The sequence below is a fragment of the Nocardia paucivorans NBRC 100373 genome (assembly GCF_000308675.1).
Taxonomy (GTDB): Bacteria; Actinomycetota; Actinomycetes; order Mycobacteriales; family Mycobacteriaceae; genus Nocardia; species Nocardia paucivorans.
This window is the reverse complement of record NZ_BAGE01000053.1, coordinates 18,839-33,078: the sequence shown is the minus strand read 5'-3', so window position 1 is coordinate 33,078 and position 14,240 is coordinate 18,839. Positions and strand designations below refer to the sequence as shown.

15 protein-coding genes are annotated in these 14,240 nt (G+C 68.4%); 5 read left to right on the top strand and 10 right to left on the bottom strand.

The features are described from left to right. Positions 1 to 1,608 carry an acyl-CoA synthetase gene (locus ON32_RS19435; RefSeq protein WP_040792406.1) on the top strand — a complete coding sequence of 536 codons (1,608 nt, stop codon included), beginning with the start codon at positions 1 to 3 and terminating at the stop codon, positions 1,606 to 1,608. A 206-nt stretch (positions 1,609 to 1,814) separates the two neighbouring features. Here ON32_RS19435 and ON32_RS19430 read toward each other — a convergent pair whose 3' ends face one another. Further along, the gene (locus ON32_RS19430) at positions 1,815 to 2,462 is read right to left on the bottom strand and encodes a TetR/AcrR family transcriptional regulator (protein WP_040792405.1); all 648 of its coding nucleotides are present in this window, start codon (positions 2,460 to 2,462) and stop codon (positions 1,815 to 1,817) included. 294 nt (positions 2,463 to 2,756) lie between these two features. Here ON32_RS19430 and ON32_RS19425 point away from each other — a divergent pair, with 294 nt between their 5' ends. Both ON32_RS19425 and ON32_RS19420 read left to right on the top strand, forming a co-directional pair. Beyond that, positions 2,757 to 4,226, top strand: coding sequence for a carboxylesterase/lipase family protein (locus ON32_RS19425; protein WP_245551157.1), 1,470 nt, complete (start codon positions 2,757 to 2,759; stop codon positions 4,224 to 4,226). Between the two features lie 242 nt (positions 4,227 to 4,468). Next, positions 4,469 to 4,738 (top strand): hypothetical protein, encoded by a 270-nt coding sequence (locus ON32_RS19420; protein WP_040792404.1) that lies wholly within the window; start codon positions 4,469 to 4,471, stop codon positions 4,736 to 4,738. On the opposite strand, the gene ON32_RS19415 is transcribed toward ON32_RS19420, so the two are convergent. Both ON32_RS19415 and ON32_RS19410 read right to left on the bottom strand, forming a co-directional pair. After that, positions 4,732 to 5,043 carry a thioesterase II family protein gene (locus ON32_RS19415; protein ID WP_157224247.1) on the bottom strand — a complete coding sequence of 104 codons (312 nt, stop codon included), beginning with the start codon at positions 5,041 to 5,043 and terminating at the stop codon, positions 4,732 to 4,734. The two genes, ON32_RS19420 and ON32_RS19415, sit on opposite strands and share 7 nt — an antisense overlap. Beyond that, entirely contained in the window at positions 5,040 to 5,717 is a 678-nt protein-coding gene (locus ON32_RS19410; RefSeq protein ID WP_040792586.1) for a class I SAM-dependent methyltransferase, read from the bottom strand. The genes ON32_RS19415 and ON32_RS19410 overlap by 4 nt, the downstream gene beginning before the upstream one ends. A gap of 113 nt (positions 5,718 to 5,830) precedes the next feature. On the opposite strand from ON32_RS19410, the gene ON32_RS19405 reads away from it, so the two are divergent. Then, a complete protein-coding gene (locus ON32_RS19405; protein ID WP_040792403.1) occupies positions 5,831 to 6,409 on the top strand; it encodes a TetR/AcrR family transcriptional regulator in 579 nt (192 codons plus the stop codon). A gap of 61 nt (positions 6,410 to 6,470) precedes the next feature. Here ON32_RS19405 and ON32_RS19400 read toward each other — a convergent pair whose 3' ends face one another. The 7 genes from ON32_RS19400 to ON32_RS19370 all read right to left on the bottom strand — a co-directional run bounded on the left by ON32_RS19400 (position 6,471) and on the right by ON32_RS19370 (position 12,951). Beyond that, positions 6,471 to 7,025: a TetR/AcrR family transcriptional regulator gene (locus ON32_RS19400; RefSeq protein ID WP_245551156.1), complete on the bottom strand. Its 555-nt coding sequence runs from the start codon at positions 7,023 to 7,025 to the stop codon at positions 6,471 to 6,473. Between the two features lie 165 nt (positions 7,026 to 7,190). After that, positions 7,191 to 8,279, bottom strand: coding sequence for an MBL fold metallo-hydrolase (locus tag ON32_RS19395; protein WP_051133467.1), 1,089 nt, complete (start codon positions 8,277 to 8,279; stop codon positions 7,191 to 7,193). Positions 8,280 to 8,353: 74 nt separating this feature from the next. Further along, positions 8,354 to 9,595 (bottom strand): cysteine--1-D-myo-inosityl 2-amino-2-deoxy-alpha-D-glucopyranoside ligase, encoded by a 1,242-nt coding sequence (gene mshC, locus ON32_RS19390; RefSeq protein ID WP_040792402.1) that lies wholly within the window; start codon positions 9,593 to 9,595, stop codon positions 8,354 to 8,356. Between the two features lie 157 nt (positions 9,596 to 9,752). Then, entirely contained in the window at positions 9,753 to 10,556 is an 804-nt protein-coding gene (locus ON32_RS19385; protein ID WP_040792401.1) for an SCO1664 family protein, read from the bottom strand. Positions 10,557 to 10,559: 3 nt separating this feature from the next. Then, positions 10,560 to 11,144, bottom strand: coding sequence for a DUF3090 domain-containing protein (locus ON32_RS19380; RefSeq protein WP_040792583.1), 585 nt, complete (start codon positions 11,142 to 11,144; stop codon positions 10,560 to 10,562). A gap of 153 nt (positions 11,145 to 11,297) precedes the next feature. Next, complete coding sequence (locus ON32_RS19375) at positions 11,298 to 11,999, bottom strand: histidine phosphatase family protein (protein ID WP_040792400.1); 702 nt, start codon at positions 11,997 to 11,999, stop codon at positions 11,298 to 11,300. Positions 12,000 to 12,015: 16 nt separating this feature from the next. After that, complete coding sequence (locus ON32_RS19370; protein WP_040792399.1) at positions 12,016 to 12,951, bottom strand: undecaprenyl-diphosphate phosphatase; 936 nt, start codon at positions 12,949 to 12,951, stop codon at positions 12,016 to 12,018. Between the two features lie 279 nt (positions 12,952 to 13,230). On the opposite strand from ON32_RS19370, the gene ON32_RS19365 reads away from it, so the two are divergent. After that, the gene (locus ON32_RS19365) at positions 13,231 to 14,202 is read left to right on the top strand and encodes an aldo/keto reductase (RefSeq protein WP_040792582.1); all 972 of its coding nucleotides are present in this window, start codon (positions 13,231 to 13,233) and stop codon (positions 14,200 to 14,202) included. The last annotated feature ends 38 nt before the right edge of the window (positions 14,203 to 14,240 follow it).

Here is a 14,240-nt window from a genome sequence, read left to right as displayed (position 1 = left end):
ATGGCCAACAACTTCGCCGACCTGTTCGAACACGCCGTCGACGCCATGCCCGACCGGGTGGCGATCATCCAGGACGGGCAGCGCGTCACCTACCGGGAACTGGAGGACCGCGCCAACCGGCTCGCCCATCACCTCGCGTCCACGGGGGTCGGACGCGGCACCCACGTCGGGTTCCAGATGCACAACGGTATCGAGACCGTGCAGACGCTCCTCGCCTGCTTCAAACTGGCCGCTGTACCGGTCAACATCAACTATCGGTACGGCCCGGAGGAATTGGCCTACCTGTACGACAACGCCGATCTCGAACACCTCGTCTACCACGCCTGTTACGGTGACGCCGTCCGTGCGGCGCGGCAGCGGCGTCTCCGTCCGAAGTACCTGCTGTGCGCGGCCGACGACACCACCCCCGCCGACCCGGGTGTGGACTGTCTGACCGAGGTGACCGCCGCCGCGGACGGCACCCGCCCCGAGGTGCGGCGCACACCCGACGATCTGTTCCTCATGTACACCGGCGGCACCACCGGTATGCCGAAGGGCGTCATGTGGCGACAGGAGGACATGTGGCGGGTACTCGGCGGCGGGATCGATTTCTACAGCAACGAACCCGTCGCCGATGAATACCAGCAGTCCCGCACCGGCGCCGCGGCCGATCCCATTACCTGGATGATCCTGCCGCCGCTGATGCACCTGTCGGCGATGATGCCGAGTTTCGTGGCGCTGTGGTCCGGTAACGCCGTCATCTATCTGCCGCGGTTCGACGCCGACGTGGTGTGGCGGACCGTCGCCGCCGAACATCCCGGGGTGCTGGTGATCACCGGTGACGCCATGGCTCGTCCGCTCATCGATTCCTATCGTGCCCACCCAATCGACACCACCGGACTGTTCATGATCGCTTCCGGTGCGGCGCTGTTCACCCAGTCGACGAAGAACGATCTGCTCGACCTCATCCCGAATCTGTTGGTCTCCGACTCCATCGGCTCGTCCGAAACCGGTTTCGGTGGTATCGGTTTCGCCCGGAAAGATGAGAACCCAGCGCGGAAATCGCGGGTTTCGATCGGGCGCGGCGCGATCGTCGTCGACGACGCCGGCCGGCCGGTGCGCCCCGGTTGCGAGGGGTGGCTGGCCAAAACCGGTTCCGTCCCGCTCGGCTACTACAAGGACCCGGAGCGAACGGAGAAACTGTTCAAAACTGTCGACGGCAATCGGATCGTCCTCACCGACGACCGGGCCATCCTCGAAGACGACGGCACCATCAGCCTCATCGGACGCGGCAATATGGTCATCAACACCGGCGGGGAGAAGGTGTTCGCCGAAGAGGTGGAGGGGGTGGTGAAATCCCATCCCGCCGTCTACGACGCCACCGTGATCGGTGTGGATCACAAGCGGTGGGGCCGGCAGGTCGCCGCCGTGATCAGTCTCGCCACTCCCACCGTCGGACTGGATCCGGCCGACCTGCAAGATCATGTGCGCCGGCACCTTGCGGGATACAAGGTGCCGCGCAGGGTGTGGATCGCCGACACGATCACCCGCTCCCCCAGCGGCAAACCCGACTACACGTGGGCCGCGAAATACGCCGCCGCCCGCGAACCCGACCACAAAATGGACTGATCGCATGCGGGTCATCCAATGGGCCCCCGGCGGTGTGGGCGCACCGGACTCGCATCGCCATCGGGGCCCGGCCGCCGGGCGTACCCGAGGATGATCTCGACCGGTCCTTGTCGGGAACGCCGGCCCGAGCCGGTACGGGGGCCGGCCGGCGCCGTGAACGGCAACGGCCCCACCGGGCGAAGCGCGCATCGCGATGACCGGTATGTTCAGCGGAGATTCTGCCGGGCGACCCGATCCCGGATCCCGCCGAGCACGGAGTCGAGCAGCCGATCGAATTCCGCCACGGACCCGAAATCGGCCATCAGGGGCGTGAGGGCGGCCATCGTCGGATACCGCGTGGCATCGATCGCGGGGATCTCGCCGTTTTTGTCGGACCCGCTGCCGAGGACCGCCGACAGGTATCCGTTGAGGAAACCGAACAGTATCTGCGGTGCGTCCGCGACCACCCGATCGGGCAGACCATCCGCGCGCATGGCGGTGACCAGTCGTTCCAGGGCGGCCAGGGCCACCGGTGAGGTCTGGGGGCGGGTGACCAGCAGCGGGACGACATGGGGGTGTCGATAGGCGGTCTCCCGGTAGCCGTGCGCCAACCGGCGGGCGGTCTCCTCCCACCCGTGGGATGCGTCGTTCACGGCGCCCTCGATCTCGGCGAGCACGGCTTCGGAGATCACGTCCAGCAGTGCTGCTTTGCCTTTGACGTGGTTGTAGATCGACATCGGGTCGACCCCGAGTTCATCGGCGAGCCGCCGTACGCCGAAGCGCTCGAGGCCGTCGCGGTCGACGAGCGCGACGGCGGCGGCCGCGATGCGTTCGCGGGTGAGTCCCGCCGAGGTGCCTTGCGCGCGCCTGCCCACCGATACTCCCTTCCCTTGCAAAACCTACACCGTAGGATATACCGTCTCCCGCGAAACCTACATCGTAGGTTTCCGGAACGGCGGGACCGTCCGACCGGGAGGAACGACAGCGGAAGCGCCGTCACAAAACACCCCACGGTCGGTGACTCGACGCTCCGCCGCAGCGATACGCACATTGAACGAGAAAGCCCGAAAGTGTTGAACCGCAGAAGATTTCTCCGTACCACCGCAGCGACTTCCGCGCTCCTCGGCACCGCGGCCGGGTGCGTTGTCGACGAGCCCGGCGACTCGATCGTGACGACGCGATCGGGCCGGGTGCGGGGCAGCGTGGTCGAAGGCGTGCACGCGTTCAAGGGCGTGCCCTACGCCGCACCCCCTCAGGGGGAGAACCGATACCTTCCGCCACGCCCGGCCCGCCCCTGGACCGGGTTGCGCGACGCGCTCGCCTTCGGTCCGACGGCACCGCAGCCGCCGACCCCACCACCGTTGGAGTCCTTCGCGCCGCCGGTGCCCGGCGCGGAGTATCTCAACCTGAACATCTGGACCCCCGAACCGGGTTCGACACGCCTGCCGGTGATGGTGTGGATCCACGGAGGTGGTTTCGACACCGGAAGCAGCGTCCTCTACGACGGCAGCGCTTTCGCCCGCGACGGGGTGGTTTTCGTCGCGATCAACTACCGATTGGGCGCCGAGGGATTCCTGTTCCTCGACGACGGCGTGGCCAATATCGCGCTGCTCGACCAGATCGCGGCACTGGAATGGGTGCGTGACAATATCGCGGCTTTCGGCGGCGACCCCGCGAACGTCACCGTCTTCGGCCAGTCCGCGGGCGCAATGGCCGTCGGCGCACTGCTCGCGATGCCCCGGGCCCGAGGGTTGTTCCGCCGCGCCATCATGGAAAGCGGCGCCGGCAATCTGTGTTACTCCCCCGATACCGCCCGCGAGATAGGGCAGCGCCTGACGGCGAAACTCGGTGTGGCGCCCACCCGGGCCGCGGTCGCGGACGCCGGTGTCGAGCGAGTGCTCGCGGCCCAGTCCGCGGTCATGAGCGACCTGGCGCGACAACCGGATCCGCAGCGCTGGGGTGGTGAACCGGGATGCCGGGTCAATATGTGGCGGCCCACGCTCGACGGCGACACCCTACCCGCCAAACCCATCGATGCCGTGACCGCCGGGGTCGGTGCCGAGGTGGATGTGTTGCTCGGCCACAACAGCGAGGAAGGACGGCTGTCGCTGGTGCCGTTCGGCGGCCTCGACTCGGTCACCGAGGAGCAACTGACCACCGCGATGCGCCTGTACCGGTTGCCCGTCGATCGGGCGTTACCGGCCTACCGCGCCGCCTATCCCGACGCCGATTCCGGGGCCCTGCTGGCGATTCTGCAAGGGGACTGGTTCTACGCCGTTCCCGGCATCAGGTTCGCCGAGGCACGCGCCACCGCACCGGCGGCCACCTACATGTACGAGTTCACCTGGCGCTCCCCACAGTTCGACGGTCAACTCGGAGCGTGTCACTTCCTGGAGGTCCCGTTCGTCTTCGACCGACTCCACGACCGGCGGATGCGATGGATCACCGGCCCGAACCCGCCGCAACGGCTGGCCGACCTCGTACACGGCATCTGGGTGCGGTTCGCCCATACCGGCCGGGTGGACTGGCCGCGTTACGAACCCGACCGCAGGGCGACCATGCGGCTGGACCTCGAGCCCGGCGTGGTCGACGATCCGCACCCGGTCCGTGAACTGTGGGACGGAGTCGACCTGTACTGACGTCGACCGTCCCGTCGGCAGGCGATCGCCACCGTCATCCGGGACGGGCGAGCGGATACGGGGGGATGGTTTCCGGTGTACGAGATCGACGGCGTGTGCCCCTCGATGGGATCGAAGCACCGACAGGGTGGGTTATCGCCAACCCTGGGTGTCCTATCGGTGTGGTCGTATGCCGGGAAAGCTGGTCGATGTCACCACGACAGCGGGACCGGCCCGCCTCGCGACCACGAAGGAGCACCCCCATGACCACCATCCGGCGCTCGACCCGTCCCACCAACCGGTTCACCCGCGCCCTGATGATCGCCGCGGCGCCCGTCCTGCTGAGCGTGGGTCTGGTGACGGCCGGCGCGGCCCAGGCCGAGCAGGATCCCGACCTGCCGACCTGTTCCTGGCCCAACCTGGTGTGCGGTCCGCAGACCGATCTGACCCCCGGCGACCAGACCGACCTGACGCCTGGTGACGGGGCCGATCTCACCCCGGGCGGCCCCACCGATCTCACTCCCGGCTACTGATCGGGCTCCGGCGGGCGGCCCCGGCATAACGGTGGGACCGCCCGCCACTCGGCGCCACCGATTTTCTCCCGCACCGCGTCGGCGACCTCATGGGGATGTTCGTCGAGACAGAAATGCCGCCCGGGAAAGTACCGGGCGTCGAAAGAGCCGCTCGTGTGCTCGCGCCACGCCTGGATCTGCGCCGGTGTGGTCGTCGGGTCCGCGCGGCCGGGCAGCGTGACGATATCGCAGGTGAGTGTGCCGGTGCCGCGATAGCGGTAGGTTTCCACGGCCCGGTGGTCGTTGCGCACGGTGGGCGGCATCATTGCCGCGAGTTCGGGTTCGCCGCCGCGGTAACCCGTTCCAGGACGCGTAGTGAGGCGGTGGCCGATACCTCGCGGAATTCGCCGCTGTCGAGGGCTTTGCGGTAGATGCCGTAGGGGGCCTGTCCGCCGTCGCGGGGGTCGGGGAACACGTCGTGGATGGCGAGCCCGCCACCGACCACCACCCAGGGAGCCCAACCGTCGTAGTCGCGGCGGGCGGCTTCCTCGGTGTGTCCGCCGTCGATGAACAGGAACTCGATCGGGGTGCGCCAGGCCCGGGCCACCCGGCCCGAGGCGCCCACCACGGCGATCACGGTGTCTCCCAGGCGGGCGTCGTCGATGGTGCGCCGGAACCGGGGCAGGGTGTCGAATCGTCCGGTTTCCGGGTCGACGAGGGTGGTGTCGTGGTATTCCCAGCCGGGTTGGTGTTCTTCGGAGCCGTGGTGGTGGTCGACGGTGAAGACCAGGCCGCCGCGGGCGCGGGCGGCCGCGCCGAGCAGGATCGCCGATTTTCCGCAGTAGGTGCCGATCTCGATGACGACGCCGCCGCGGCAGTAGTGTTTCGCCGCCTCGTAGAGGGCGCGTCCTTCGTCCTCGGGCATGAAGCCGGTGGCCCGGCGGGCATGGTCGAACAACTGCTCGTCGGTGAGTGGTGTCTCGGCGTCGAGGGAAGTCATGGAGGTGGGCGGCTCTCTGTCGGGAAACGCGGACAACGACACCGACATTACCCGCCCCCGACCACCGGGCGGAAAGTTGATCCGACACTTGACCGGCACTAGTATCCAGACAAATGTCCGAAGGCGATTCCAGAATCCTCGAGGCGACCCGTCGGCGCCTGACCGGCAAACAGGCCGACACCGTCGACAAGCTCACCCGGGCGGCGATGGAGGTACTGTCCCGCGAAGGATTCACCGGTCTCACCATCCGGATGGTCGCCGCCGCGGCCGGGGTGGGCACGGCCACCGCCTACACCTATTTTTCGTCGAAGGAACACCTGGTCGCGGAGATATTCTGGCGGCGGCTTCGCTCCTGCACCGCACCTGCCGGCGACGACCCCGATCCCATCGTGCGGGTGATCGCGGAACTACGCGGGATCGCGCTGCTGGTGGCCGACGAACCCGAACTGTCCGGAGCGGTGACCAGCGCGCTGCTGGGCCGCGACCCCGATGTCCAACATCTGCGCATGCGAATAGGCGTCGAGATCCGGCAACGGATCACCCGCGCGCTGGGACCCGACCCCGACGCGGGGATCGTGGAATCGCTGGAGCTGCTGTATGCGGGGGCGCTCGTCCGGGCCGGAATGGGCTACGAATCGTATGCCGATATCGCCGATCGTTTGGAGAGATCGGCGTTGCTGGTGTTGCAATAACGACCGCACCGCGTCGTCGTCCGGCCGCCACCGCGGTATCGCGCGTGTGGCCGTTGTGGTATCACCGCAGCGCGTCGGGTTCGGGAGCATGCGAGTAGATGAGTCGCGTGTATTCGGCGAGCAACCGATCCAGCGGTGCCGGGGACCCATCGGCGCCGATCTGCTGGTAGCCGACCAGCAGAGCCATACCGACAGCGGTGACCACGGTGGCTGTTTCGTCGTCACCCACCACGCTTCGGACCGCTTTGTGCACGGTGCGGCGACGGGATTCGTCGACCCGTTTCACCGCCACCGCCACCGCTTCGTCGTTGCCCGCCCACGCCCGGATGGCGGCCTCGGCGGCGTGATGCAGGCCGAGGGTGAGATCGACGAGGGTGGTGATCGCCTCATCCGGTGTGCAGCGGTCGAATTCGTGGCCGCGCAGGATCAGCACCTGCCGGTTCTCCCAGTACTCGAGCAACGCGTCGACGAAACTCTGCCAGTTGCCGAAATGATGGTAGAAGGAACCGCTGGTGACACCGAGCCGTCGACACAGCACCCCGATATTGATGTGGCGGAAGCCTATTTCGGCCAATACCGCCAGACCGGTGTCGAAATACTGTTCCTTGGTGACCATTCGGGACATACGGCGCCGTTCTGTCGGGTGTGAGACGAAGTGGCGGAACAGTATCGCGCCGATGCCGGTGATGCAGCCGGGAGTAGCGAATATCACCACACCGCGGCGCGGAACCGGATACGACCCGAAATAGCCACTGCCGGAAGGCAACAGTGCGCCGCGGTGTCAGAAGAGCGGGAAGGTCAACCGGGTCGGGTCGACATAGTCACCCGGGTCGTGCAGCGACCGCACCTGTGGGCGGTGTGCGGCGGAGATCCGCGCCATCTCCTTGTGCCATACCCGGTCGTAGGCCGCCGCGGGGGCGGTGAGACCGGGTAACCAGTTGTCGTGGTGCGTGGGGACGAAGATACGCGGCCGCAGCGACTCGATGTAGATGCGGGGATCACGCAGGCCGTTGGTGATCTGGTTGTATCCCTGGATGGCGCCGATCTGCACATCGACGGACCCGAGCCCGGACAGTGCATCCGGCACCTGCGGCGCCTTCTCGGTAACCGGTCCGGTCGAATCGTGCCACACCAGGGTGAAACTCGGTATCCGCAGCCGGTAGAGCAGGCAGCCACCTTCCGGGTCCGCCAGTCGCGGCAGCACCTCCCGCAGATCCGCCGATGTCGGTGGATGGTCCACGATCGCTTTCGGATTCGGGCGCGGGAAGAACGGCGCCGAACCGGTGAACGGGTCCGGCCGCACCGGCGCGGAGTGGATATGTCGCACCGCGGTCACTTCGACCCCACCGATGGCGAATTCGTGCGTGTGCCCGGGCGGGGTCGCCGCGTCGCCGAGCGCGACCGTATGCAACGGGGACCCGGGGACCTGCGCACGGACGGTGGCGCAGTGGTCGGCGGTCCCGTATACGACGGCGCCGCTCGCGGCCGCGATTCGGCCCGCGTCCCCGGCGTGATCGAAATGGGTGTGCCCCAACAGGATCGCGGCCGGTTTCAGGTCCGCCAGGTCCTGTGCGGTGGCGGGGACGTAACCGGAGACGGTGAGCCGGGGAACCCAGGCGTCGAGCAGTAGGACGGTGCCGCCGAAAGCGAGCGCGTAGGTGGTGCATCCGACCCACGACAACACCACCCGGTCCGGGTGCACCGCCGCTGTGACGGGGTCGACGGCGTCGACGCCGAAGAAGCGCCGCCGGGCGGTGATCGTCCGCTGCTCGTCGACCTCGGCCAACGCCGGTACGGTCACCGCCGCCGACAGACCGTCCACCAGTTTGCGCACCACACCGTGTCCGCCCCACCGCCTCGCGTTACCCACGGTGGTACCGAATCACATCGGGCCGATGCGGACAACGGTATCGGCCCGACCGCTATCCGGTCGGTCCGTCGGTGTCACCGCAACCGGATACCGAGCAGGGCGTCGACGGCGTCGGTGATCAGGGTGGGGGCGTCGGTGTCGGACCCGCCGTAGGTGAGCGCCTCGTCGACCCAGTTGTCGAGCGCGGCGAGGGCCTTGGGGGTGTCGAGATCGTCGGCGAGGTGTTGGCGCAGCCGGGCAATGGTGTCGTCGGCCGAACCCGCCGACGGCAGTGCGGCGGCACGCCGCCACCGGTCCAGGCGAGCGCGGGCCGTGTCGAGGACGGTGTCGGACCACATCCGGTCGGTGCGGTAGTGACCGGCGAGCAGCCCGAGCCGGATGGCGGCGGGGTCCACCCCGGCGCTGCGCAGCTGCGACACCTTCACCAGGTTCCCGCGCGATTTCGACATCTTCTCCCCGTCCAGGCCGATCATGCCGGTGTGCACGTAGTGTCGGGCGAACCGGCGACCCGCGGCGAGCGCTTCGGCGTGGGCGGCGGAGTATTCGTGGTGCGGGTAGATGAGGTCGCTGCCGCCGCCCTGGATATCGATGGCGGTGCCGAGACGGTTCATGGCGATGGCCGCGCATTCGATGTGCCAGCCGGGGCGGCCCGCCCCGAACGGCGCCGGCCAGGACGGTTCGTCGGGGCGCGCGGCCCGCCACAGCAACGCGTCCAACGGATCGTGTTTACCGGGTCGGTCGGGGTCGCCGCCGCGTTCGGCGAACAACCGTTCCATGGTGGGCCGGTCGTAACCGGATTCGTACCCGAATTGCTCGGTGGCGTCGATGCGGAAATAGATGTCGGGATGGTCGGGGTCGTCGACGGTGTAGGCGGCTCCGGAGGCGAGCAGTTTGCGCACCAGTTCCACCACTTCGTCCACGGATTCGACGGCGCCGACGTAGTCGCGGGGCGGCAGGATACGCAGTGCGGTCATGTCCTCCCGGAACAGCGCGATCTCTCCGGTGCCGAGTTCACGCCAGTCGACGCCGTCGCGGGCGGCGCGTTCGAACAGCGGATCGTCGACATCGGTGACGTTCTGCACGTAGTGGACGCCGTGGCCGGTGTCGCGCAGCACCCGATGCACCAGATCGAAGGTCAGATAGGTGGCGGCGTGACCGAGATGGGTGGCGTCGTAGGGGGTGATCCCGCACACGTACATGGTGGCCGTCGCTGCGGGAGCGACGGGACGGACCTGTTTGTCGGCGGTGTCGTACAACCGCAACGGGGGCCCTGTTCCGGGGATCGTGGGGATCGGGGTGTCGGACCAGGACTGCATGCCTTCGAGGGTAGAGGGCAGGTCGAGGTGTCCGGTTCCCGGCCCGCCGTCGGTGTGCTCCCGACCCGGCGGGCAGGGGTGTGGACCTGGGCGGATCGGCGGCGGAGCGGGTGTCAACGGTTTCGGTCGCGCTGAACCCGACCTCGGGCGCGGACCGTCAGAACGCCGGCCAGGGGATCGGACGCACGGCGGTGGGCATCGGCATCACCGGCTCGTCGAGCAGACGTTTCGCCCGCCGCAGCAGAGCATCGATTTCTCGGTCGGTGACGTGTTCGGCGAGCCGGTCGGCCAACTCACCGGGCAGGGTGTCGGTGAAGGTGGTGATATCGGCGATCAGGTCTGCGGGGATCGGTTCCCCGGCCCACCCCCACAACACGGTGCGCAGTTTGTGTTCGTGGTGCAGACAGATCCCGTGGTCGACGCCGTAGACGCCGCCGTCCACTCCTTCCAGGGCGTGTCCGCCCTTGCGGTCGGCGTTGTTGAGCAGCACGTCCAGCACCGCCATCCGATGCAGTCGGGGGTCGTCGGCGTGCACCAACGACACCTCGTCACCGGCGCCGTCCACGACACGCAGCACCTCCCGGAACCCGTCGGGCACCGCGTCCGGGGGGCACAGATCCACCAGGTCCGGTCGGTCCCGACGTGGTTCGACGGTGGTGATCCAGCGTTGCACCATCCCCGGTCCGAGCGGACCGTCACGCAGAATCGTCTCCGGGATCACCGACCACCCCAACGCCTCGGAGATCAGGTAGGACGCGACCTCCCGCCCGGCCAGGGTGCCGTGCGGGAAATCCCACAGCGGCTGCTCGCCCCGGACCGGTTTGTACACCACCCGCAGCGGTGTGGTCTCGTCGCCGTCCGGTGCCGGCAGATCGCAGACGAGGGTGAGATTGCTGGCCGTCCCGACCCGACCCAGTACCGTCAGTTCACCGGCGCGCAACGCGTCCCCGGCCGCCGCCACCGATCATTCCTCCAGGTCGGTGGCGCCGAACAGTTCACCACGTTTGTAGCCGTTGGTGCGCACACACATGTGCCCCTTCGCCGACAGCGGCTCCCCGCACAGTGGGCACGGCGGCCGGCCTGCCGCGATCACCCGCGACGAACGCAGCGCGAACTCCCGCGCCTGTGTCGGGGTGAGGAACACCCGCACCGCGTCCGGGCCTTCCTCGGTGTCGTCGAGTACCACCGATTCGTCGACCTCGGTGTCGGTGATCGCCAACAGCTCCACCACCACCGCGCCCGCGTCGGCGTCCCACCCCAGGCCCATGGTGCCGACCCGGAACTCGGCATCGATCGGGGTGAGCAGCGGCGCGTTGTCGCTGACCTGCTCGGCCTGCGGCGGCACCTGCGCGCCGAATCGGCGCGCCACCTCGTCCAACAACAGACCCATCCGGTCGGCGAGCACCTTGACCTGTTGTTTCTCCAACAACACGGTCACCACCCGGGGTTCTTCCACCGCCTGCAGATAGAACGCGCGATCGCCCGGCTCACCGACGGTTCCGGCGACGAAACGTTCGGGGGTGCGGAATACATGGATTGCTCGTGACACATGCACCTCCTGATACGTGACCTGTTCGGCGGCGGAACATCCGCGCCGGCGGGGCGCACCCCGAGCCCGATGCCGGTTCGTTCGACGTCGCCGAGCGCCGGCGTCTACCACCGACCATTCGTAACGCAGTATTCCCGGTATGGGGCGATCCCATTATCCGTCTTTCCTTCCCGCCCCGATCTCCCCACCGGGTACCGGGCCCGCCGAACCGTCCCCGGACGGTTCCGGCGGCACCAACGCCGACAGGTCCGCACCCGTGTCGTTCATCCGCGCCACATACGGGGTGGTCGGGGTGTAGCGGACGACGCTGAGCGAGGCGGGTTCGACCACGATCCGCTGGAAACCGTCGAGGTGGATACCGAGCGCGTCGGCCAGCACCGCCTTGATGACATCACCGTGGGTGCACGCCACCCACAGCCGGTCCCCCTCGTGCAACTCGGCCAACGCCCGATCGTGTTCCCGGATCGCGGCCACCGCCCGCGCCTGCACCTGCGCCAATCCCTCACCGCCCGGGAACACCGCCCCCGACGCGTGTCGCTGCACCACCTTCCACAGCGGTTCGTTCACCAGTTCCGTCAACGGTCGACCGGTCCAGTCCCCGTAGTCGACCTCGGCGAGTCGGTCGTCGACCACCGGCTCCGTTCCGAGTTCGGCCGCCAGCGGCGACACCGTGCGCAGGCAGCGCAACAGCGGCGACGACACGATCCGGATGATCGGCAGCCCCGCCAACCGGTCGGCCACCGCCTGTGCCTGTTCCCGGCCGCGGTCGGTGAGTTCCACCCCTTGACTGCGGCCGGCCAGGGTGCGGGCGGTGTTCGACGTGGACAGGCCGTGGCGCAGCAGGATGACCGTCATGGCGCCAGCGTAGCGATCATGTGGCGCTGATGACCCCGCCGGAAAGAAGACCGATCAGTATGAAACCCAGTACGATGCGGTAGCCGACGAACCAGTACAGCGAATGCTGGGCCACGAACCGCAGCAGCCACGCCACCGACGCGTACCCGACGGCGAACGACACCACCGTGGCGACCAACAGTTGAGGACCGGACGCGTTCAATCCCGACCCCGCCGGTTCGAAGGCGTCCGGCACACTGAACAACCCCGACGCGGTGACCGCCGGAATGGCCAGCAGGAACGAGAAACGCACCGCCGCCTCCCTGGTCAGACCACAGAACAGCCCCGCCGAGGACGTGGCCCCCGATCGGGACACCCCCGGGATCAACGCCAGACACTGCGCCGCGCCCATGATCAGACCGTCCCGTCCGGTCAGCTGCTCGAGCGGACGCCGCTGAGGGCCGAAATACTCCGCGGCGGCGATCACCACCGCGAACACGATCAACACGATCGCCACCACCCACAGATTCCGCGCCCCCGTGCGGATCTGATCCTTGAACAACAAACCCAAAACCCCGATCGGGATTGTGGCAATGATCACATACCAGCCGATGCGGTAGTCGAGTTCCCGCGCCGCATCCGAATCCGGGCCGTCCGCGTACCAGGGATCCCCGGTGACGACGGGCAATTTGGTGGTGACCTGATCGGTGATCGGCACCGGCTCCCGGAACCGGGCCGACACCCGCTGATACACCGTGGTGCACCACACCCGCACGATCCGGGCGATGTCCTTGGCGAAGAACACCAGCACCGCGGCCTCGGTGCCCAACTGGGTGACCGCGGTGAACGACGCGCCCGCGTCGGCGCCGAAGAACAACTCCGACACGATCCGCAGATGACCCGACGACGACACCGGCAAGAACTCCGTGAGCCCCTGCACCAATCCGAGTACCAGAGCCTGCACCCAGGTCATCGACTCGCCTACCACACATCCTCCTGACCGGACACCGAAAACCCGCCTTCGCCTTGGATTCCGGCGCCGGGAACCGGACAGCGGCGGGCACACCGCGAATATCGCAGCGACAGTACCGTGTCGCCCCCGCTTCGGCAGCCCCGGGCAGGGGCCGCCCGAACGCCCATCACACGCAGACACGACGCGCGCGGTACGCAACGCGTCGGCGCCGGCCCCGGCACGTTCTAGTCTGGTCGCCGTGACGAACGGGTGGAGCGAACCGAACACGGGGACACGGTGATGGAGCAGCGAACCGTCGGCCGCAGCGGGCTACGGGTCTCGCGGATCGGTTTGGCCACCCATACCTGGGGCGGCCGCACCGACGCCGAATCCGCAGCCGAACAGTTGGTGGCGTTCGCCGAGGCCGGCGGAACCCTGGTCGACACCTCCCCCGCCTACTGCGACGGCGCCGCCCAGAAAATCCTCGCCGACCTCCTCGGCGACCTCGTCTCCCGCGACGAACTCGTCCTGTCCGGTAACGCCGGGCTGATCCCGCACCAGACCCTCCTCGGCCGCACCGCAGAACCCCTCGGCCCGACGCGGGCCCGGCCGACCGTGGACACCTCCCGCCGCACCCTGCTACGGCAACTGGACCACACCCTGCGGGAGCTGGGCACCGACCACCTCGATATCTGGCATGTCGCCGCCTGGGACCCGCACACCCCCGACGACGAGATCGCCGCCACCCTCGAACACGCGATACGCACCGGCCGCACCCGCTACGCCGGGGTGCGCGGATACACCGCCTGGCAGATGGCCGGCCTCGCCGCCACCACCACCCTCGCCACCGTGCACACCCCCTACTCGCTGCTGGTGCGCGGCGCCGAGGACGATGTGGTGCCCGCCGCCGCCCACCACGGGGTCGGGGTGATCGCCACCGCTCCCTTGGCCGGCGGAATCCTCACCGGCAAATACCGCGACGGTGTGCCCGCCGACTCCCTCGGCGCCGACGCCGGCGCCGACGAAATCCACGGCCGCCTCCACGACGAGCGCGCCGCCCGGGTGGTCGACGCGCTCGTCACCGCCGCCGACGGACTGGCCACTTCCCCGCTGGCCGTCGCGCTCGCCTGGGTGCGGGACCGTCCTGGGGTGGCGAGCATGTTCGTCGGCGCCCGCGACATGGGTCAACTGACCGGGATCCTCGCCGCCGAAACCCTGGAACTACCGCGCGCCATCGCCGCCGCCCTCGACGATGTGAGCTCCACCCTGTGACCCGCCCACCGAAACCACCGCCGATCATTGGTTAGCCT